The organism is Kosakonia oryzendophytica (genome assembly GCF_027886705.1).
In the GTDB taxonomy this organism is placed as follows: Bacteria; Pseudomonadota; Gammaproteobacteria; order Enterobacterales; family Enterobacteriaceae; genus Kosakonia; species Kosakonia oryzendophytica.
Genome location: NZ_CP115659.1, coordinates 4,743,097 through 4,764,531 on the forward strand (window position 1 = coordinate 4,743,097; position 21,435 = coordinate 4,764,531).

General features: G+C 55.7%; 20 protein-coding genes. 4 read left to right on the top strand and 16 right to left on the bottom strand.

Annotated elements, in window-relative coordinates; translation table 11 throughout:
- Positions 1 to 9: 9 nt before the first annotated feature.
- The 8 genes from O9K67_RS22860 to O9K67_RS22895 form a co-directional block, all read right to left on the bottom strand.
- Positions 10 to 138, bottom strand: a complete 129-nt coding sequence (locus O9K67_RS22860) for a hypothetical protein (protein ID WP_148654725.1) — start codon at positions 136 to 138, stop codon at positions 10 to 12.
- Positions 135 to 1,688: a hypothetical protein gene (locus tag O9K67_RS22865; protein ID WP_061498767.1), complete on the bottom strand. Its 1,554-nt coding sequence runs from the start codon at positions 1,686 to 1,688 to the stop codon at positions 135 to 137. Before O9K67_RS22865 ends, O9K67_RS22860 begins: the two co-directional genes overlap by 4 nt.
- 12 nt (positions 1,689 to 1,700) lie before the next feature.
- Positions 1,701 to 3,917, bottom strand: a complete 2,217-nt coding sequence (locus O9K67_RS22870; protein WP_061498771.1) for a type VI secretion system Vgr family protein — start codon at positions 3,915 to 3,917, stop codon at positions 1,701 to 1,703.
- A gap of 599 nt (positions 3,918 to 4,516) precedes the next feature.
- Positions 4,517 to 5,209, bottom strand: a complete 693-nt coding sequence (pepE, locus tag O9K67_RS22875) for a dipeptidase PepE (protein ID WP_061498774.1) — start codon at positions 5,207 to 5,209, stop codon at positions 4,517 to 4,519.
- Positions 5,210 to 5,227: 18 nt separating this feature from the next.
- Positions 5,228 to 5,908 carry an AroM family protein gene (locus tag O9K67_RS22880; protein ID WP_082794193.1) on the bottom strand — a complete coding sequence of 227 codons (681 nt, stop codon included), beginning with the start codon at positions 5,906 to 5,908 and terminating at the stop codon, positions 5,228 to 5,230.
- A 1-nt stretch (position 5,909) separates the two neighbouring features.
- A complete protein-coding gene (locus tag O9K67_RS22885; RefSeq protein WP_061498779.1) occupies positions 5,910 to 6,848 on the bottom strand; it encodes a DUF1177 domain-containing protein in 939 nt (312 codons plus the stop codon).
- A gap of 24 nt (positions 6,849 to 6,872) precedes the next feature.
- Positions 6,873 to 8,465: an OPT/YSL family transporter gene (locus O9K67_RS22890; protein WP_088237422.1), complete on the bottom strand. Its 1,593-nt coding sequence runs from the start codon at positions 8,463 to 8,465 to the stop codon at positions 6,873 to 6,875.
- A gap of 60 nt (positions 8,466 to 8,525) precedes the next feature.
- Positions 8,526 to 9,290 carry an IclR family transcriptional regulator gene (locus O9K67_RS22895; protein ID WP_061498782.1) on the bottom strand — a complete coding sequence of 255 codons (765 nt, stop codon included), beginning with the start codon at positions 9,288 to 9,290 and terminating at the stop codon, positions 8,526 to 8,528.
- Positions 9,291 to 9,681: 391 nt separating this feature from the next.
- Here O9K67_RS22895 and O9K67_RS22900 point away from each other — a divergent pair, with 391 nt between their 5' ends.
- From O9K67_RS22900 to O9K67_RS22910, 3 genes are read left to right on the top strand one after another with little or no spacing between them, the layout of a single operon-like run.
- Positions 9,682 to 10,377, top strand: coding sequence for an amino acid ABC transporter permease (locus O9K67_RS22900; RefSeq protein WP_071890636.1), 696 nt, complete (start codon positions 9,682 to 9,684; stop codon positions 10,375 to 10,377).
- A complete protein-coding gene (locus O9K67_RS22905) occupies positions 10,355 to 11,125 on the top strand; it encodes an amino acid ABC transporter ATP-binding protein (RefSeq protein WP_061498788.1) in 771 nt (256 codons plus the stop codon). The genes O9K67_RS22900 and O9K67_RS22905 overlap by 23 nt, the downstream gene beginning before the upstream one ends.
- Before the next feature lie 22 nt (positions 11,126 to 11,147).
- On the top strand, positions 11,148 to 11,921 hold the full coding sequence (locus tag O9K67_RS22910; RefSeq protein WP_061498791.1) for an amino acid ABC transporter substrate-binding protein: 774 nt from the start codon (positions 11,148 to 11,150) through the stop codon (positions 11,919 to 11,921).
- A gap of 64 nt (positions 11,922 to 11,985) precedes the next feature.
- Here the strand turns inward: O9K67_RS22910 and ssb1 are convergent, their stop codons facing one another.
- Positions 11,986 to 12,510 carry a single-stranded DNA-binding protein SSB1 gene (gene ssb1, locus O9K67_RS22915; protein WP_061498794.1) on the bottom strand — a complete coding sequence of 175 codons (525 nt, stop codon included), beginning with the start codon at positions 12,508 to 12,510 and terminating at the stop codon, positions 11,986 to 11,988.
- A gap of 257 nt (positions 12,511 to 12,767) precedes the next feature.
- Between ssb1 and uvrA the strand changes: the two genes are divergently transcribed.
- Positions 12,768 to 15,602 (top strand): excinuclease ABC subunit UvrA, encoded by a 2,835-nt coding sequence (gene uvrA / locus O9K67_RS22920; protein ID WP_061498797.1) that lies wholly within the window; start codon positions 12,768 to 12,770, stop codon positions 15,600 to 15,602.
- Here the strand turns inward: uvrA and O9K67_RS22925 are convergent.
- From O9K67_RS22925 to alr, 7 genes are all read right to left on the bottom strand, one after another.
- Positions 15,594 to 15,947, bottom strand: coding sequence for an MmcQ/YjbR family DNA-binding protein (locus O9K67_RS22925; RefSeq protein ID WP_061498800.1), 354 nt, complete (start codon positions 15,945 to 15,947; stop codon positions 15,594 to 15,596). The genes uvrA and O9K67_RS22925 overlap by 9 nt on opposite strands.
- Positions 15,948 to 16,083: 136 nt before the next feature.
- Positions 16,084 to 16,500 carry a secondary thiamine-phosphate synthase enzyme YjbQ gene (locus O9K67_RS22930; protein ID WP_061498803.1) on the bottom strand — a complete coding sequence of 139 codons (417 nt, stop codon included), beginning with the start codon at positions 16,498 to 16,500 and terminating at the stop codon, positions 16,084 to 16,086.
- Between the two features lie 69 nt (positions 16,501 to 16,569).
- Complete coding sequence (gene aphA / locus O9K67_RS22935; RefSeq protein ID WP_061498806.1) at positions 16,570 to 17,280, bottom strand: acid phosphatase AphA; 711 nt, start codon at positions 17,278 to 17,280, stop codon at positions 16,570 to 16,572.
- Positions 17,281 to 17,468: 188 nt separating this feature from the next.
- The gene (gene tyrB, locus O9K67_RS22940) at positions 17,469 to 18,662 is read right to left on the bottom strand and encodes an aromatic amino acid transaminase (RefSeq protein ID WP_061498809.1); all 1,194 of its coding nucleotides are present in this window, start codon (positions 18,660 to 18,662) and stop codon (positions 17,469 to 17,471) included.
- 100 nt (positions 18,663 to 18,762) lie between these two features.
- Complete coding sequence (locus O9K67_RS22945; protein ID WP_061498811.1) at positions 18,763 to 19,767, bottom strand: AAA family ATPase; 1,005 nt, start codon at positions 19,765 to 19,767, stop codon at positions 18,763 to 18,765.
- Positions 19,764 to 20,321, bottom strand: a complete 558-nt coding sequence (gene pnuC / locus O9K67_RS22950) for a nicotinamide riboside transporter PnuC (protein ID WP_170933831.1) — start codon at positions 20,319 to 20,321, stop codon at positions 19,764 to 19,766. The genes O9K67_RS22945 and pnuC overlap by 4 nt, the downstream gene beginning before the upstream one ends.
- 13 nt (positions 20,322 to 20,334) lie before the next feature.
- Positions 20,335 to 21,414, bottom strand: a complete 1,080-nt coding sequence (gene alr / locus O9K67_RS22955) for an alanine racemase (protein ID WP_061498817.1) — start codon at positions 21,412 to 21,414, stop codon at positions 20,335 to 20,337.
- Positions 21,415 to 21,435 lie beyond the last annotated feature (21 nt).

Genomic DNA, 21,435 nt, shown 5'->3' on the forward strand with positions numbered 1-21,435 from the left:
AGTCGCGCCTCAGAACATAGCCCGCAATAGCGCGCGCAGGAAGGTACGGATCTCGGTGGCGAGATCGCTATCGGAGAGACTCAAAAACAGCAGCGCGAGCAGCGTCACAACAACAATGGTAATAATACGGGTCTTCATAAGGGGTTGCTTCCTGCAGATTCAGATAACAATACGTCGGTTTCCCCCCATGCGGGCAGGCTTTGCCACTCACCGGGTGGGGCATCAAAGGGGTGGGCGATATCCGGCAAACCATTCCAGTGCGGGTGCAGTTTCTCCCGCGCCAGCCGGATAACGCGTCGAAAACTTTCATCTCCGCGGCGAATAAGATTCTCCCGCTCTTCGCGGATCACGGTAAACATGGCTTCAAGCTGTAATTGCAGACGGCTTTCCGCCTGCTTCACCTGTTCAATACCCGGCTGCGCGGGCAATCGCGCTTCCGTCTGTTGGATTAAATCGCGTTTCTCGCGTTGCCAGCGCGCGGCACAGGCTTCAATGGCCTCGGTACGCCGTTTGTCATGTATACGCAGTAAATCCTGAAACACCAGCGGCAGCGTGGTTTGCCCGCGTTCGGGTAAAGGAACGCTTTCCGCCGCCTTCACCGCACGGGCGTACTCCTCCATCGCCGTTGGACGATGCCCGGCCAGCCAGAGGCAAAAGCCAGACATGCGCCAGCCTTCCATTTCAAAAACCGGGTGAGGGATCGCCTGCGCCTCCAGCGCGGCCTGACGGTAACGTTTCGCCGCCCGGAGATACTCTTTCTTTGCAAACCACGCACCGGCTTCACCAAACGTACTCTGTGTGCGCAACTGTCCTTTCAGCGTTGGCTCGGCAATCTCACCGGAGATATCCTGTGCTTGTCGGTAGTGCGCGACCGCCTGTGCAGGATCATTGCCCTTCAGCCAACCGCCCGCTATCAGGTTATGCATCATCGCCTGCTGATCGGCCCAGCCGCGTTGCCGGGCAATCGCCAGCGCGAGGTCGCCGCGCGCAGCCACTTGCGCGGCAGTGCCTTTTTCCAGCAGCAGCATCGCATCCGCCAGATAGCGGCGAAACAGCAAACGATCGCCATCGGGATCGGTCTGTTGCTGTGCGGTCTGGTGCATCACCTTCATGCCATCAATGTCATCGACTATCAGCTGAACCTCATGGGGATGTGCATCAAGCAGCGGTTGCCACACCGGCTGTTCAACGGTATCAATCAACAGCAATCGCGGCGCGGGTTCACCCTGTTCCAGCCAGCCGTTAAGCCAGCGTGTTAATGCGCTGTCGTCGCTTACGGCGGAAGGTTTGAGCACCAGCACCAGGTAGCGAAGATCTTCTGCAAACCGGTCGGCGAACCCTTGTAGCAACTGGCGCAACTGTGCAGGGGAGTAACACGGTAGATAGGGTTCCGCCTGCCACTCTGCGACATCTGGCGTGGCCTCATAATGTTCAACAAATTCACGGCCCAGTGCCTCGCTGTAACCGAAGCCGGTTTCAAAAGGCGTTGTCAGCCCAAGAAACAGATCCGGCAGCGTGCGTCCTTCCGGGTGCTGTTGCAGCGCGATAAAACCGTCCAACAGCGATTCTCCTCCCGCCGGGATCCGCCAGATAAACAGGCGGGTCTGTGCTGAGTGCTCACTGGCATCCAGCCAGCTTAACTCCAGGTCGGTCATCATTTTTTCGGTGGGGTTTTTCGCGGTGCTCATTCACATTCCCCGTCAGGCGTTAAGCTCAATTTTTTTGCCATTCACCATAACGCCGGCGGCATTAATGGTGATGGTCGATCCGCCTGCGGTAATTTCCACGCTGCCGTTACCGATCAGAATGCCGCTTTCCCCCACATTGATGCGGAACGTATCCGTGGCGCTATCCGCCACGCTACCTTGCGTAAAACGTGTATCGCCGCCGGTAATGCTCAATGTGCGCCCGGCACCAATGCTGACATCCTGCTTTTGCGTCACCGTGCGCACTTCACTGCTGTGCACCGTCACATTGCGGTTGCCGGTGACATCAAGCGTCTGGTTGCCGGTGACATTCACGGTCCGGTTCTGCTGAACGCTGACCGTTTCATTGCCCTGAACGGTACGACTGCGATCCTGCACCACTGTCAGTGTCTGATTGCCTTCGACCGTACCGGTGTTATTGCTTTTCACCGTGGTGGTGTGATTGCCGGTAATGGTTTCATCGCGGTTTTGATCCACGCTGAGGGTTTCATTGCCCTTCACGCTTTCGGTGCGGTTTTGCTGCACCGTGGTGGTCTCATTGCCGTTAATGGTTTTACTGCGATCCTGACCAATCGTGACCGTTTCATTGCCGTCGACGGTGCGGGTGCGGTTTTGCTTGATATGGCTGGTCTCGTCTTTGCCGACGGTTTTCGTCCGGTTACTGCCCACATCATGGGTTTCGTCGTTCTCGACTTCGGTATCCATGTTGCGCTCGGCATGCAGCCAAAATTGCTCTTCACCGGGTTTATCCTCAAAACGGAGGGCGTTGGCATTATCCGGCGAGCCATCCTTCGAACGGCTCATAAAGCCCATCTGCGTTGCCGCAGCAGGCAACTCCCACGGCGGCATGCTGGCTTCGTTATAGACCCGGCCAATGATGATCGGCCTGTCCGGCTCGCCGTTGATAAAATCCACCACCACTTCATCGCCCACACGCGGGATCTGCACGCCACCGTAACCCTGACCTGCCCAGGCACTGGAGACACGCACCCAGCAGGAGCTGTTTTCATCCCCCTGACTTTCGCGATCCCAGTGGAATTTCACCTTTACGCGCCCGTATTTATCTGTCCAGATGGACTCTCCTTTCGGCCCTACCACACGGGCGGTCTGCGGCCCGTACGTGCGAGGCCAATCGGTCGTCACCGGCGGGCGAAACGGCGTCGCTGCGGGGATCACAGTAAAATCAATGCGGTGTTTTGCCTCACCCGTATCACCAGACGCATACTGGTTTTCTTCGAATGCGTAATGTGCGCCGACCACCAGCCATTTCGCGTTGTCGGCATAATGGGGCGCATTGATCAGCGTAAAAGTGTGCCCCGGCGCAATGCCGGTTGCGGTAGCCGTTCCCTGGGTTTGCTGCTGCTCCGCCTGCCATGACTGCTGGCGAATACGGGCATACGATTCACCATCGCCATGTTCAACGAAACGCCCCGGCCAGTCATAAACGTCAATGCGCCCTGGTGTTGGCGAGACCGGGTTTTGCAGCGTTTGTAGCATCCATGCGTGCGGTTTTCGAAAATCATAGTCGTCCGTGCTGTACAGGCCAGGCGTGACCACATGCCGCGCCAGTAACTGGCTGATACCCTCCTCGCTCACCGCCCCGCCGCTCGCCTGCGCATGCCAGGGAAGGGTCTCATAGCCAGGGAACGCTTCCGCCTGAGAGTAATCATCCATCAGCACCAGCGTGTGACCGTCTTTATGGTGACGGAAAAAATAGCTGATACCTTCAAGCTCCAGCAGACGGCTCAGAAAATGGAAACTGCTCTCTGCGTATTGCACGCAATAATCCCATTGCCGATAGCTGCGGGTAAGCTTGTCTTCGATGTTAACGTTGTATTCTGTAAACAGCGTTTTGGCGATGTCCGGTACGCGCTGCTGTTGGAAGATGCGAAAGTTGCGGTCGCGCATCATGGGCCAGAAATCCGGTTCCAGCGTGGTTTGATAAACAGCGTAGCGCGTACCGTCCAACTCTTCGGAACGAACGGCAACAGCGGTCACTTTGCCAGAAAGGTAACGCTCAGCGCCTGATTGACCCGGAATGACCACCGTCATGTTCTGACCGAGCAATTTTTGCCGATCAAGGGTGAAATCTTTACTTAACAGATCCACCTGAAAACGAAATGGCGCTGAGAGTTTCTCCTCTCCTGTTAACATCCAGAATAAGAGCGAATCACTCCCGGCGGACAACAGGACGGTTATCCGGTTAACCATACGAGTTCCTTACTGACAGAGGCGAATATTCCGGGAACAAACCTGTCTTCAGGCGACTTCAATACCGGAAATGACAATAGATAACAATGTATACGCGGCTGTGAGTCCACTAACACTGGCAATGTAATTAATATTATCTGGATATAGTTGAAACTGAGATGTAATGAAAGATAAGAATAGTCCCATTTTTCATTATGAGAAATAATATATTTGAAATCAGTAAAATACTTATTTCCCTATTATTTTCGCGGTTGTCTGGTTATTCGATTCAGCCAACAGAACACCAACGCATGATATATTTTTTCGGCCTTCAATCCATATCGGGAAAAATAAATTTATTGCTGGGATTATTTTTGATGGGGTAAAAAGAAGGCTGTTAAATGCAAAGAATAAACGCATTACAGCACAGCAGGCCCGTTTCCGGGCCAGCTGTATTAACCCCGTTGGCTGGCAAACAGGCTCGCCGCACTGCTCATCAATGTTGCGGCTGATCGATGCAATACCCTACATACTCCAGCGGAATCAGACGTCCATGCTCCTCAATGAAATGCGCATCGCCATGGGTTAATACCCGAATGATCCCCACCAGGGTGTATCCCTCAGAAAAAGCGGTAACCCGCAGCCAGTGTAATCGCCTCTTCATTGGCCTTAAACAATAACGCTGGCCTGTCGCCACCCAACTGTGCATGGCCGTTCTGCACGGTGATCCATCCCCCTTCCGGTAGACCGATCACGTTCAGTTCCGGTGCAACCACCAGCAGTTCGCGGATACGCTGCTCACGCGTCTCTCCCTGATGCCCGGCAGGCAACGCATTTGTAAAATGCGGGTTGATCTGCAATGGCACCAGGTTCAGCGCATCCAGTCCGCCCGGGTCGATAATCGGCATATCGTTAGTGGTGCGTATCGTCGGACAGGCCAGATTTGCCCCGGCGCTCCAGCCAACATACAACGCCCCGTTCTTCACCGCCTGGCGGATCGGGTCGAGTAGCCCGCGTTCACGGCACTGTTTCAGCAAATGAAACGTATTGCCGCCACCGACCATCACAACGTCTGCTGCGGCAATGGCCGCAGGCGCGTCATCAACGGTATGCACACCCGTGATCGACAGATCCAGTTCCGCCAGCGCAAGCCGCACCTTATCGGTATAGGCATCCCAGCTTTGTGTTACGCCAGCAAAGGGGATAAACACCACCTTACGACGCCCGCCAAACTGCGTTTTCAGCAGTGGGAGGGCATATTCCAGATATCCGGAACCCGGCAGCACCGAGTTACTCAACAACAGTAAATCCATCACAGTCTCCTTTTACCGCTACAGCAGGTTACGCAGCAGATCGGCCAACAATTTATTGGACAACACCACCGGCAGCGCCGTATGGCGCGCACAAATCGCCTGATGCCAACCGGTATAGCCCATACAATCAGTCAGGATCACTTCCGCGCCCTGTGCTTCAAGCGAACGGGCGGCCTTTGCCACCTCTTCTTCGCTGGCAGTATAGGGCGAAGCGATAGCAAATACGGGGGGCTGGTGCACACCGCGCCATTTCTCCAGCTCACTGGTGATTTGTGATTCGAGCGGCACGAGGATCCCTGCCCGGCGATCTCCGACCAGCGCGTTCAACGCTGGCGGCAGGATCCGATCCGGCTCGATCAACCAGGCTTTTTGGCTGTGCAGGCCGTGAAACTCACCGGTACAGAGAATAGCGATCATCTCGCAGCCTTGTGCTTCCAGATCGACGATCTTTTGCTGCAACGCGGCACCAACAGCGGGTTTGCCCATCACCACGGCGCGCCCGTCCAGCAGGCGTGACGTCAGGAGGGCGTCGCCCGCTTGCGGCGAAAAACGCGCCGCGATGGTAGCGTCATCCAGCCCATCAAGCACACCGGCATGCAGACACCTCACATGGGAAGGCAAGGCGGCATCAAGTATCGGTGTGATATCGCTGCGCGGCGCCTGACCAATGGTCAAGGTGCCCATTGTGCGAATAGCCATCTCACACCCCAGGCTGACGTTTTTGCAAATGCGCCAGCGAACCATACAGGTCGAGCAGGCGCTGGTACTCTGCGCTATCGAAGAACTGGCAGGTGCCGCGGGTAAACTCTTTGGCCACTTCAACCGCAAATTTGCACGCCAGCGCAATATCCGTTTCATGGCTCGCGCCGGTGCCGCAGCCCGGCACTGCGCTCACTGCCGTGATCGCCACACCGACCACTGGCGCAGCGGTAGCAATCGACGGTTGCAGAATGCTGTTGAGATGGTAAACACCGTTGCCATAGGGGGTAATGTCCTGGGTGGTGATCGGGAAAGTGACAGGCAATTGCCCGGTGGTCATCTCCATCACCCGCAGCAGATCGTCTGACACACGCAGGATATAGCCCTGTTTTACCGTTGGCGAAATGGCAAAACCTTTATGGTTGATGATGCGGTTGCCTTTGGTGGTGTCGATAGAGAGCACGGCATCCATTTCATCCGAGACTTCCTGCTCGTTCATGTCTTCGGTTTCCACCGGCGAGTCCATAAAATCGACCGGCTCATGCGGGCGCGTCGGTGCATCCGGGCAGATATGCGTCGTGACAATGACATCGCCCGGCAGGCTATCGCCCTGACGCTGCATTTCCGCCAGCTTCAACGCACTGGCGACGGCAGCCACTGCGCCGTCAGCATCGGACACCAGACCTATGCGCCCCGGACGTGCGCCAATCCCTCCTAAACGCCCGACAATCCCCAGCGTTGGTGCCGTACCGCCGCTGCGTTTCCCTTGTGTACCCGGAATCACGATTTTAACGAAGTCGGTGCTGCCTTTCGGGCCACTGACCGCTTTCACACTCACCGCGATATTGCGGTATTCGGCCAGTAGGGCTTTCACCTTATCGCCGCTGGCGTATGCGCTGTCGAGTAACGCAAAGACCTGTAATGTTTGTTGTAAGCTCATACTATTTTCTCTGATGTTGCGTGATTACTTTTTGCCACCCGGCAGGACGGAATTAAAGAAACTGAACAAGGCATCACCGGCGATCAATCCCGCCGCCAACACCTCGATTTTGTTACGCATCGCTTCGCCACCCGCACGCAAAACGATGGCGCGAATAGCAATCCCGATCAGTACCGCCCAGCCCGCCAGTGGGTTGTTGATTAACAGACCCGTAGCCAGCAGCACTCCCATCTGACGACCAGGACCGCCTATCAGCTGAATAATGGCCCCAGGGATCGCCCAGATCAGCAGTGATTTCGCAATATCCAGTGACACCCCGGCGTTGATCGCCGCGACATAGACTTTCGCCACCGGCGGCACCAGTCCCTGCGCGAAATAGTCGCGGAAAATAAACAACACCACGGGCATTGCCACCACAAAGGCCAGCATTGCGGCAAGCAACTGCTGGCGACGTCCTTCCAGTTCAAAACGGGTGTGCTCGCCTTTACCGCGCAGGATCCAACCCGCTTTCAGGTCATACCCCATATCAGCAAACGCCGGGCCGGTGGCGGCGGAAAAACCGCACAGCATCGCCAGCGCTTCCGGTGGGAAGCCCATCAAAATACCGATAAGCAGAGTGATTAATGCGACGGCAAACGCCGGGAACCAGCCGGAGTGCATCGCGGCGAGACCGACGATCATTTCGTGCAGGAAAGCAGCAAACGCGGCATAGACCATAAACGCCACCAGCCACGGCAAAGAAAGATGGGCATATAAACCACTGCCCAGCGCAATGAGCACGGAAATGGCCATAAAACCGAGTGCGCCAAAACGAATGGTTTGGCCAATTTGTGCATTCTGCGCCGACGACAGCGCTTCATCATCCTGATGTCGCTCCGCTTTGTCGCGGTTGCTCTGGCGGATCAAGCGGATAATCTGGAACAACGCCACAACGCCTGCGCCCGCCATAACGCCATGGGGAATATAGAGTTTATTGATATCAATGCCGAACAGCGGTGCGGAGTAACCACGCAATAAGAAACCGACACCCAGCATGCCAAGCGCCCAAATATTGCCGATAAACGCCGTACCCAGCGCCGCCATCGGAAACTTGAACCACGAGCCAATCGCACCAATCACAATACCTGTACCGAGCAATGCCGCCTGTTTACCGCCCTGATCACCGGCTTTAATGGATTCCGCCGCCGCAATACCCGGTGGCCATGCCCCTTCTGCCGGAAAGATACGGGTATTAAACAAACGGTACAGCAGCCAACCGTCCAGCAGCATGGCCAGCGCCACACCGATAAACATCGGCATCACCATTTCGTTATGGCCAAACAGCCAGGGAATAGAGATAGGCAGAAGCAAGGAGTTCGCGGCGCCAAATGTGGCGGCGGAGGTCGCGCTTTGCGCCAGGTTTTGAATATGGATGGAGCGGAAACGGGCAAAGCACTGTAATGGAATACGGGCAATGATCATGGCCGCCATCGCGCCGATGATGGCGGTATTCGGCGTCACACCAAGGGTCGTCAGTAACTGCACGCCAATCACGGCGCCGAAGATACTTAATACCAACAACAGCAACAACGTGGCAGGCGCAAAAGCACGCGGATGGCTCTCGCTGTGCGCTGGCAACGTTTCGGAAGGGGCGATTTGACTCACGGTTATTCTCCTGGCATTGGCAAAAGGAAAAAATCAAAGTGGACCGATCACCTGCGTGTCGCCGGTTTTTCCGGCAATGGTGAGGGCAGTCTCTTTCAGTAATGTCGCTATCCGTTGCAACTCTTCAGGGGTGGCAAGCTGTTGGGGAAAAGAGAGGCAGAACGCCACGGCTTCGTGGGTGGCCGGGTCGCCAACGGCACAACTGACGGAAGCCGTATCGGCGACCGATTCGTTCACTGCCGTTGCGTAACCTGCATCCCGGGCGCGGGCAACCGCCGCCACCAGCATGCTGACATCGTGCGGCGTACCGCTGAGCTGCGAGACCACCAGCGGGCTGGCAAAAAAGTCGTGCAGTTGCGTGTCCGTGAAGCGCGCCAGCAGCGCCCGGCCGGTCGATGTTCCCCATGCAGGGGAACGAGAACCCGGCCAGGTCACCACCGGTAGCGCCTGGCGACCATGAATCACTCGCAATACGAGGATTTCCTGGTTATCCAGCATGGAGATATAGCCGGTGTAACCGGTGCGTTCACACAGGCTGCGCAGCGCAGCGTCAACATGGTCACTGAGGGTGATGTGGCGACTCACCAGATGGGATGCCGACATCAGCAACGGACCGGGCAGAAAAGTGCCCTGCCCGTCGTCTTTTTCGAGATAGCCATAGGACTCAAGCTGGCTCATCACACGGGAAGCCGTGCTTTTTGGCATCCCAAGATGGGTAATTACATCGCTGATGCGGATGCCGCGTTGCAGATCCACCATCAATTTAAGAATGCTGGCTGTCGTTTCTAAAATGGACATGGCAAGGTCTCATAAAATGGGACTTCAGTTTCACTAAATGGAACTGCAAGAAAAATGCCAGCCTGTAACTCACTGAAAAAATGGGGATAGAGATGGGTTGATCAAAAATTACGCACTGTGCATGGGCGTCATTTTGGTGCAGATAAAGGGGGAAAAAAGAGGTAAAAGGTGCAACGGAAGCGAGAGTGGAAGCAGCGTAAAAGCGCCTATGTATCAAAAAAGCATTGCTTAGCTCATTTCTGCATAACGTTATTCGGATATATTTGTTTTCGCGTTCGGTTCAAGGCATATAATCCGCTCTAATACGGTGCCAGAATTATTAACTGGGCTAATATATATTCACATTCTGCCAGCATTTTTCTGGCAACACGCTCTGTCCGGAAGGTGCGCAGTGCCAACATGGTTACCCTTAGCAATTGATTCATTCTGGCCCATGCTTTCCGCAGGTCTGAAATTCACTATTCCCCTCACCCTCAGCTCGTTTGTTCTCGGCCTGACCCTGGGGTTTGTGATTGCATTATTGCGCCTGTACGGGCCGGGATTTTTGAAACCGGTGGTCCGGTTTTATGTCTGGTTGATCCGCGGTACGCCTTTGCTGGTGCAGCTGTTTTTGATCTTCTACGCACTGCCCAGCGCGGGCATTACGATCGATGCCTTCCCGGCCGCGGTGATTGGTTTCACCGTTAACATCGGGGCTTATACCTCCGAAGTGATCCGCGCTACGCTGTTGGCCGTACCGAAGTCGCAGTGGGAAGCCGCCCATGCCATCAGCATGACCTGGGCGCAGTCATTACGCCGTATTATCCTGCCGCAGGCCGCACGCATTGCGGTGCCGCCGCTTTCCAATACCTTTATTTCGCTGGTGAAAGACACTTCGCTGGCGTCGGTGATCACGGTGCCGGAAATGTTCCTGTCCGCGCAGCAAATTGCGGCTGTGACTTATGAACCGCTGATTCTGTATAGCGAGGCGGCCGTCATTTATTTGTTCTTCAGTTCCGTGTTATCGCATTTGCAGAACAAACTTGAACAGAAATTAGCGGGCACGACACCTAAAGGAGCCGTCAATGATAACGCTCTCCAACCTTGATAAGAGTTTTGATGGTCATCGTGTCCTGAAAAATATCAATTTAACCATTGAAGAAGGCACGGTAACCACGCTGATTGGCCCGTCCGGCAGCGGCAAAAGTACGTTATTGCGTTGTATTAACTTACTGGAGATCCCTCAGGCCGGGGCGCTAACCATTGGCAAAGAGAGCATCACCTTTTCGCCGGACGCGCGCATTAAAGGCCAGGATATTCGCCGCATCAGCCGTCAGACGGGGATGGTGTTCCAGAACTTCGCACTGTTTCCGCATATGACGGTTCTGGAAAATATCACCGAAGGGCTGATCACCGTGCACAAATGGGATCGCGACCGTGCGCGTCAGCGTGGTGAAGCGTTGCTGACGAAAGTAGGCATGCTGCACAAACGTGACGCTCTGCCGAATACGTTATCCGGCGGGCAGCAGCAGCGTGTGGCCATTGCCCGTGCGCTTGCGCCGTCACCGGCGGTGTTGCTCTGTGATGAACCTACGTCTGCGCTCGACCCGGAACTTTCCGGCGAAGTGGTGGCGGTTCTGCGCCAGCTGGCGCAGGAAGGCACAACAATGATTATGGCGACGCACGACCTGCGCCTGGCGGCCAATATCGCCAGTCAGGTGGTGTTTCTTGAAGCCGGGGAAATTGTAGAATCCGGTACCGCCAACGACCTCTTTTCACACGCGAAAAAACCGCGTACTGCGGAATTTATCGCCTCTTTAAGCACTGCGCTCCCGGAGATCGGGGCGAACCAATAACAATCACTTGGGGTAGATTTAGATGAAAGCACTCGCAACACTCGTTATTGCAGGGGTTATGCAGCTTGGTTTCGCCCACGCGGCGCTGGCGCAGGACGACCTGGCAAAAATCCAGTCCGCCGGGGTTCTGAAAATTGGTACCGAAGGCACCTATCCTCCGTTCACGTTCCATAACGCGTCCGGCACGCTGGAAGGCTTTGACGTTGAAATCGGCCAGGAAGTGGCCAAGCGCCTGAAAGTGAAAGCGCAGTTTGTTGAAGGTAAATGGGATGGTCTGATCGCCGGTATCGATGCAAATCGCTACGATGCGGTCATTAACCAGGTCGGCATTACTGAAGCGCGCCAGAAAAAATATGACTTCTCTGAGCCGTACATCGCCTCTAAAGCGGTGCTGATCGTGAATGACAAAAACAGCAGCATCAAGAGCTTTGACGATCTGAAAGGCAAGAAATCCGCCCATTCACTGACCAGTAACTACGCACAGATCGCCCGTAAATATGGCGCGGAAATTGTGCCGACCGATGGCTTTAACCAGTCTATCGATCTGGTGGTGCAGGGCCGTGCCGACGCGACCATTAACGATAACCTCTCTTACCTGGACTTCAAAAAACACAAACCGTCTGCGCCGGTGAAAATCGTGGCCACCGAAGACAATGCTGAAAAATCTGGCGTGTTGATCCGTAAAAACAACCCGGAACTGAAAGCCGCGATTGATAAAGCGCTGGAAGAGATCAAGGCCGACGGCACCTACGAACGTATTTCTCAGAAATACTTCGGTGCGGATGTGTCGAAGTAATGTTCAGCCGCTGAACAATAAAAACCCCGCATTGCGGGGTTTTTTGTTTTCTGATGAAGAAAAATCAGAACGGGATATCGTCGTCGAAGTCCATCGGCGGTTCGTTAGACGGCGCCGGAGCAGACTGCTGTTGCGGGCGGGACTGCGCGCCGCCGCTGAACTGGTTGCCGCCCTGCGGTTGCTGAGGCTGGCCCCAACCGCCCTGCTGCTGGCCGCCGCCTGCCGGTGCGCCGCCACCCTGACGTCCGCCCAGCATTTGCATGGTGCCGCCAACGTTCACAACGACTTCAGTCGTGTATTTTTCCTGACCGGATTGATCGGTCCATTTGCGGGTACGCAGTTGGCCTTCGATATAAACCTGAGAGCCTTTACGCAGGTATTCACCAGCGACTTCTGCCAGCTTGCCAAACAGCACAACGCGGTGCCATTCGGTCTGCTCTTTCATTTCGCCGGTCTGCTTATCACGCCAGGATTCGGAAGTAGCCAGCGTAATGTTGGCCACTGCGCCACCACTCGGCATATAGCGTACTTCCGGGTCCTGGCCCAGATTACCGACGAGAATCACCTTGTTTACGCCTCTGCTGGCCATGATCGTGTCTCCTGAAAACGTTTCTTAGTAGTGTAAACGCGCGAGTGTACCATTTCCATATGGCTTATTGATAGCTGCGAAGCAGGTTCCAGAGATCTCTCGCGGCAGCGCATTTTTACATATTCGCTGCCAGGATGCATGCAAATACTGTATATTCATTCAGGTTAAATTGTGTCATAATTAGCCGTTTCTGACCGCCGGTTGTCCTTCAAACATACCAGGCAAAATAGCGTTCCTCCGGGTAAAAGGTGAATGGATTGGATAAGATAGAAGTTCGGGGCGCCCGCACCCACAATCTCAAAAACATCAACCTCGTCATCCCTCGCGACAAACTGATCGTTGTCACCGGGCTGTCGGGGTCTGGCAAGTCCTCACTGGCTTTCGACACGCTTTACGCGGAGGGGCAGCGCCGCTATGTTGAATCGCTTTCCGCCTACGCCCGCCAGTTTCTGTCGTTGATGGAAAAACCGGACGTCGACCATATTGAAGGGCTGTCGCCGGCTATTTCCATCGAACAAAAATCGACCTCGCATAACCCGCGCTCCACCGTCGGGACCATCACTGAAATTCACGATTATCTGCGTCTGCTCTTCGCGCGTGTAGGCGAACCGCGCTGCCCGGATCACGATGTGCCGCTGGCGGCGCAAACCGTCAGCCAGATGGTCGATAACGTGCTGTCGCAACCGGAAGGCAAACGCCTGATGCTGCTGGCTCCGGTGATAAAAGAGCGTAAAGGCGAACACACCAAAACGCTGGAAAACCTCGCCAGCCAGGGCTATATCCGGGCGCGTATTGATGGCGAAGTCTGCGACCTCTCCGATCCGCCGAAACTGGAGCTGCAAAAGAAACACACCATTGAAGTGGTGATTGACCGTTTTAAAGTCCGCAGCGATCTGGCCCAGCGCCTGGCGGAATCGTTTGAAACCGCACTGGAGCTTTCCGGTGGCACGGCGGTGGTTGCCGATATGGACGATGCCAACGCCGAGGAGCTGTTGTTCTCCGCCAACTTCGCTTGCCCCATTTGCGGCTACAGCATGCGCGAGCTGGAACCGCGCCTGTTTTCCTTCAACAACCCGGCCGGGGCTTGCCCGACCTGTGACGGTCTGGGCGTGCAGCAATATTTCGACCCGGACCGCGTGATTCAGAACCCGGAACTGTCGCTGGCTGGCGGTGCAATCCGCGGCTGGGATCGCCGCAATTTTTACTATTTCCAGATGCTGAAGTCACTGGCGGAACACTATAAATTCGACGTTGAAGCGCCATGGGAAAGCCTGAGCGCCAGCGTGCAGAAAGTGATCCTCTCCGGTTCGGGTAAAGAATCGATTGAGTTCAAATACATGAACGATCGCGGTGACACCTCGGTGCGCCGTCATCCGTTTGAAGGCGTGCTGCATAATATGGAGCGCCGCTATAAAGAGACGGAATCCAGCGCGGTGCGCGAGGAACTGGCGAAGTTTATCAGCAACCGTCCATGCGCCGCCTGCGAGGGCACCCGTCTGCGCCGCGAAGCGCGCCATGTCTTCGTTGAAAACACGCCGCTGCCGACCATTTCGGATATGAGCATCGGTCATGCGATGGACTTCTTCAACAACCTGAAACTCTCTGGTCAGCGGGCAAAAATTGCCGAAAAAGTGCTGAAAGAGATCGGCGACCGCCTGAAATTCCTTGTTAACGTCGGACTGAACTACCTGACGCTGTCACGCTCTGCTGAAACACTCTCCGGCGGCGAAGCACAGCGTATCCGTCTCGCAAGCCAGATTGGCGCAGGTCTGGTAGGTGTGATGTATGTGCTGGATGAACCCTCAATCGGTCTGCACCAGCGCGATAACGAGCGCCTGCTTGGCACATTAATCCATCTGCGTAATCTGGGTAACACGGTGATTGTCGTCGAACATGACGAAGACGCCATTCGCGCAGCGGATCATGTGATCGATATTGGGCCGGGCGCGGGTGTACATGGCGGTCAGGTTGTGGCGGAAGGCACGCTGGACGCGATTATGGCAGTGCCGGAGTCGCTGACCGGGCAATACATGAGCGGCAAACGCAAAATTGATATCCCGAAACGGCGTGTTCCGGCCGATCCGAGCAAAGTACTGAAACTCACCGGCGCACGCGGCAACAACCTGAAAGACGTGACGCTGACGCTGCCGGTCGGTCTCTTTACCTGTATTACCGGCGTGTCCGGTTCGGGTAAATCCACACTGATCAACGATACACTGTTCCCCATCGCGCAGCGCCAGCTAAACGGTGCGACGATTGCCGAGCCAGCGCCATACCGCGATATCCACGGGCTGGAGCATTTCGATAAAGTGATCGATATTGACCAAAGTCCGATAGGCCGTACGCCGCGTTCCAACCCGGCGACCTATACCGGCGTATTCACGCCGGTGCGTGAACTGTTTGCCGGCGTGCCAGAATCCCGCTCGCGCGGCTATACGCCAGGGCGCTTCAGTTTTAACGTGCGCGGCGGCCGCTGTGAAGCCTGTCAGGGTGACGGGGTGATCAAAGTAGAGATGCACTTCCTGCCGGATATTTACGTGCCGTGCGACCAGTGCAAAGGCAAACGCTACAACCGCGAAACGCTGGAGATCAAATACAAGGGCAAAACTATCCATGAAGTGTTGGATATGACCATCGAAGAAGCACGTGAGTTCTTTGATGCCGTGCCCGCGCTGGCGCGTAAGCTGCAAACGCTGATGGATGTCGGGCTGACCTATATCCGTCTTGGTCAGTCAGCGACCACGCTCTCCGGCGGCGAAGCCCAGCGTGTGAAACTGGCGCGTGAGCTGTCAAAACGCGGAACCGGGCAGACGCTCTATATTCTCGACGAACCCACTACCGGCCTGCATTTCGCCGATATCCAGCAGTTACTGGACGTGCTGCACCAATTGCGCGATCAGGGCAATACCATTGTGGTCATTGAGCATAACCTGGACGTGATTAAAACTGCGGACTGGATAGTCGATCTCGGCCCGGAAGGCGGCAGCGGCGGCGGCGAAATCCTCGTCTCCGGCACACCGGAAACCGTTGCCGAATGCGAAGCCTCACACACGGCGCGGTTTCTTAAGCCGATGCTGAAATCGTCACACTGACAGCTGGTGCCGGACCTGTTCCGGCACCCGTTCTATCGCTTGTTGGTAGGACGCATCCACCAGATAGTAAATCTGCGAGTCCGGTAACGAACCATCCAGATACACCGTGCTCCAGTGCGCTTTATTCAGGTGGCGGCTGGGGCGTACATCCTGATGCTGTTCACGCAACAGTTCCGCCAGTTCCGGACTGGTTTTTAGCGACGCCGCAGGGCGACCCTCAACTTCCTTCACCATCGCAAACAGCACATCGGCGACCTTGATTTGCGTCGCCTTCCAGTCGCTATGTACGCTCTGTTCAGCGCCCGCCTTCGCCATGCAATATTGCAGTAACTCCGAAATTGTCACGTTGATTCTCCTCGTCGTGTTGCGATGGATCGTCCGATCGGCCCGGTTGACTCATTTAAGCGTAGTGTATTGATGAAAAAAACGGCGATCGTTACAAATCCTGACGATAGAAGCAGTAAATACCGGGAGAACGGCGCTACTCCCCTTGCAGCGTGGCGATAATGTTCCGCGCGCCGCCGTGAATGCGGTGCTCCCCCAGCCAGATCCCCTGCCAGGTACCTAACTGTACCCGCCCGTTTTGCACGGGCAGTAATAGTGATACGCCAAGCAGAGAAGACTTGATATGCGATGGCATATCATCCGGCCCTTCATAATCATGCTTATAGGGGGCGTTATCCGGCACACTGTCCAGAAAGTGCTGTTCCATGTCGTAACGCACAGTCGGGTCGCAGTTTTCATTCAGCGTGAGAGAGGCCGAAGTATGCTGAAGCAATAGATGCAACAAACCGATCCGCACACGGGAAAGATCGCGGATTTGCCCGAGCACTTCCTCCGTGACCAGGTGAAACCCGCGCGCCTTTGCGCCAAGCGTAATAGTTTGTTGATACCACATTCACTGCTCCTTAGCCGAAAAGATGATGTTGCTTAAGTGTGCAGCATAGCGCCGAAAGGTAAACCCCGGCTAATATTCGGAATCGACGATCACCTCTTCACCCATTGCTCCCGCCTGCGGTAGCGGGCGATACGTTGAGTTGGAGGCACGTAATACGCGGATCGGCCGTGCTTCGCTTTCGCGAGCGGCCGTGATGTCGCTATCTGAGTCACCATAGAAGATGCGGATCTGCTTCGCCTTCAGCCACTGCGTTTTGCTATTTTGCCCGGGCTGGTCACCGGCGAAAATCACCGGATTCATATTCGCCGCCGGGATCAGAAAATCGTCCTGCAGGGTTTTGCTGACGGTTTCGGTTTTTGTCTGGCTGCGTCCGGTGATGAACCAGATGCTGTCGCCGCGCTTCACATGCATGGCGATAAGCTGGCGCGCCACCTCTTTGGGAATACTGAACTCATCCCATCCGTTATTCATCTTTTCCCAGAATGCCGGGTTATGCAGATACGCTTCGCTGTCTGGCGACCAGGTTTTCTTCCCGCGCCAGAAACCAGGGCTGGAAAACAGCACGGTATCATCAATATCAAACCCTACCGCCATTGGTGGGCGTTCAACCAGCGAACGTTCAATTTGTGCGACGGAAACCCAGTGAATGGGTGCCTGTTCCGCCAGTTTGGCCACATTGGTGCCATCAGAAGAGGGTGTGGGGGCGGAGGCATAAACCGCAGCGCCTCCCAGCGTAAACCACAGACAGGCAGCGCCAAGGGCAAGTGTGAACTTTCGCATATTTATCCCTAAATTATCAGCTCGTTATGTTTTATAAATGGTGCGAACGGTCAAAAATCTACCCGACCATAACCCCAGCGGCAGGTGAAACAAAGGATTTTCTGCGGATTAGCCATAGAATAAGAGAATACGGGGGAATAACCCCCTGCTGAAAAGCAGGGGATCAGGATGAAAATGTGAGCAAGTACTTACATCACTGATGCAAAAGCCTGCGCGACACGATGCACATTGCGACTATTCAGACCGGCAACACAAATACGCCCGCTGGCCACCAGGTAAATACCGAACTCTTCACGCAATCTTTCTACCTGCTGTGCGCTCAGACCGGTATAGCTGAACATGCCGCGTTGCTTGATCAGATAATCAAAATTACCGCCCGGTACCGCCTCTTTCAGAACCTTTACCAGTTCCTGGCGCATTGCCAGAATGCGGGTGCGCATCGTTTCCACTTCCGCCAGCCATGAGGCTTTCAACCCCGCATCGCCCAGCACGGTCGCTACCAACTGCGCACCAAAATTCGGCGGGCTGGAGTAGTTACGGCGAACGGTGGCTTTTAACTGACCGAGTACGCGATCGGCGGCAGCTGCGTCTTCACACACAATGGAGAGGCCACCGACACGCTCGCCATACAGGGAGAAAATCTTGGAGAAGGAGTTGCTGACCAACACTGGCAACCCGGCACGGGCCATCGCGCGAATCGCGTAGGCATCTTCTTCCATGCCTGCGCCAAAGCCCTGATACGCGATATCGAGGAAGGGGATCAGATTGCGTGCTTTTACAACCTCAACCACGTCATCCCATTGCGCGTTGGTTAAATCCGCGCCGGTCGGGTTATGGCAGCAAGGATGGAGCAGAACGATACTTTGTGCCGGCAGCGTATTCAGTTTTTCCAGGAAAGCAGAGAAACGCACGCCATTGGTCTCATTGTCGTACCAGGGGTAAGTACTTACTACAAAACCGGCACCTTCAAAAATGGCAACGTGGTTTTCCCAGGTCGGATCGCTCACCCATACGCCCGAGTCGGGGAAGTAACGTTTCAGAAAATCTGCACCCACTTTCAGCGCACCGGAACCGCCCAACGTCTGTACTGTCGCAACACGTTTTTGTTCCAGCACGGGATGGTCCGCGCCAAACAGCAGCGGCGCAATCGCCATACGGTAACTGTTCAACCCTTCCATCGGCAGGTACAGAGACGCGCCGTGCGGCTGCGCATTGAGGCGCGCTTCTGCTTCGGCGACAGCCTGCAAGCGTGGAATGATGCCGTCTTCGTTGTAATAGAGCCCGATACTGAGGTTAACTTTGTCGCTACGCGGATCGTCTTTAAACCGCTCCATAAGAGAGAGGATCGGGTCGCCAGCGTAGGCGTCAACTTTCTGAAACACGCGTGTATTCTCCAGGTTTACAGTAGGCATGAACTCACACAATAAACCGGAAGTCAGGGAAGGTCGAGAGCAGCAATGATAGTGGCGAAAAATAAGCGTGTTAGCCGCGAAGAGCCGTAAGGATTTGTGCCACGCGCTGGTTTACCGAACCCCGCACGCGAAGAAAAGGGATGCCGCGCTGTGTCAATTGGTCAACGTACCATGCCTGCTGCCGCTGGCGGAACGTTTCATCCTGCCGCGTGCCGTCCTGCACAAAAGGAAAATCATCTTCACACAGCACCACCCAGTGATAGTGCCGCTCTGCCAGTGTGTATAGCTCATCCGGCGCCTTGCCGAACATCTCCAGCGTATAGAACAACGTCGTGAGTGGCGAGGTATCGCATACCAGCCAACGGGCCGCTAGCGCCGCGTCTTCACGCCTTACCTGTGTCTGCGCAATAATCAGCAAATCATCGTACGCCAGTTCACCGCCCTTTTCTTCCCAGCGCTCCCGGCCATATTCCGCCACGTAAACCGTCTCCAGCGCCTGCGCCAGGGCTGCGCTCAGAGTGCTTTTACCGGTGGATTCACCTCCCAGCAGGCAAATGCGTTGAACAAAATCCCGATAGACACTGGGCGAGAGCATCTGCCGCCAACGGTGGACATCGCTCCGGATCAGCGTGCCGGAAGGTGCCTGTGCGCCCTGCTCACGCTGTAAGCGTACATGCACCACAGGCTGAGCAAAACGTTCACTGAGCACGCGGGCAAAGCCGTCGCCGTAATCTTCAGCGGTAAAGACCGCTTGTGGGCAGCAGTTCAGAACCTGCAAACAGAGGTCGGCCATATAATGCCGATGCTGGTCACCGGGAGCATCGTTATGCGGCAACGCACCGAGCCCCCAGCTTGCAACGCGCTCCGGGGTCAGAACAACGATTTCACATTGCGGAAACCGCTCCCGCAGCCAGCGTTCGCGTTTTTCTGGCTCACAACCCGGTATTTCCGGTTGCGAATAGCTAATCAGCCAGACGCGGTCACACTGGGCCAGCGCGGCATTGATCAGCCGCTCATGACCACAATGCAGCGGGGCGAACTTCCCCACCACCAGTCCACTGGCGAAACGTGTCATCGCGCGACCAGCGCCTTGCGCCACTGGTACAGACCGTGCCATGCGTTACACCAAAAAACGAGATACAACCCGGCGGTCAGCCAGAGATCGCGCGCCGCATAAAGCGGTACGGCAATGGTGTTGACCAGTAGCCAGAAATACCAGCTCTCGAGCCTGCGCCCCATCAGCATGAACTGCGCAAGCACGCTGAACACCATGATGGCGGAATCCAGCCACGGCGACCACGCGTTGGTAAAACGGTGCAGCAACCACGCATAACCGCCCGCCACCAGCAACGCGCCAGCCAGCATGGGCAACAGCCGACCGATCGGCGTTTTGCGCACCGCCAGTTCACTGCCATGATTCCCTTTCAGCCAATTGACCCACCCGGCAATACTGCTGGCAATAAAGAACACTTGCAGGGTGACGTCCGCGTACAGTTGCACCGAGTAAAACACCCAGCCATACAGCACACAGCCGATAATCCCCGTCCACCAGGTGTGCATGTTATTGCGCGCGGCAAGCCATACAGAGAGGGCATAGGCCAGGCAGGCGGCGATTTCCATTGGAGACAAAGGGCAATCCTTTTTAGTCGATGTATTTCAGTGTCGCCCTGGCGGTCAGGCGCGTAATAAGTTCGTAAGCACTTACCTTCGTTATTTTAGCGATGCGTTCAACGGGTAACCCTTCGCCCCATAACACGACCCTATCACCGGCGCGATCTTCTGCTTCCGGCCCCAGGTCGACGCAAATCATATCCATCGCTACCCGCCCCACAATCGGCACTTCACGCCCGTTAACCAGCACCGGCGTACCGGAAGGCGCAGCACGAGGATAGCCATCGCCGTAACCCATCGCGACCACGCCCAGGCGGGTGTCGCGTTCGCTCTGCCAGGTGCCACCATACCCTACAGCATCACCTGCTTTATGTTCGCGCACAGCAATAAGCTGTGAAGTCAGGGTCATCGCGGGCTGAAAACCGAAATCTGCACCCCAGGGTTTGTCTTCCAGCGGCGATACGCCATACAGAATAATGCCCGGACGCACCCAGTCGAAGTGCGATTGCGGCCACAGCAACGTGCCGCCGGAGGCAGCAATCGTGCGCAGGCCTGGCTTACCGTCGGTAAAGGTGGTGAAAATATCGAGCTGGCGTTCCGTCGCGCCGCACTCCGGCTCATCGGCACGGGCAAAATGGCTGGCGACGTTCACTGGCTGGCGGACGTTTTTACACTGCGACAAGCGGGCATAAAAGGCCTCCGCTTCATTGGGGTGCACCCCAAGACGGTGCATGCCGGTATCGAGTTTCATCCACACGGTGACTGGCGCGTTCAGAGGGGTCGTTTCCAGCGCCTTAAGCTGTTCCTCGCTGTGGACGACGGTCTGTAGCTGATGTTCAGCGACCAGCGGCAACGCTTCGGCATTGAAAAAACCTTCCAGCAGCAGGATCGGTTGCGTTATGCCGCCTGCACGCAGGAGCAGGGCTTCTTCGAGACGGGCGACGCCAAAAGCGTCGGCATCAGGGAGCGTTCGCGCGGTCTCAAGAAGACCGTGTCCATAGGCGTTCGCTTTCACGACTGCAACCAGTCGACTGGCGGGGGCCAGTTCGCGCAGGCGTTGCAGATTGTGTCGCAGAGCGCGGCGGTTCACTACTACGGTTGCCGCTTGCATTTCAATTCCTTACTAAAAGAA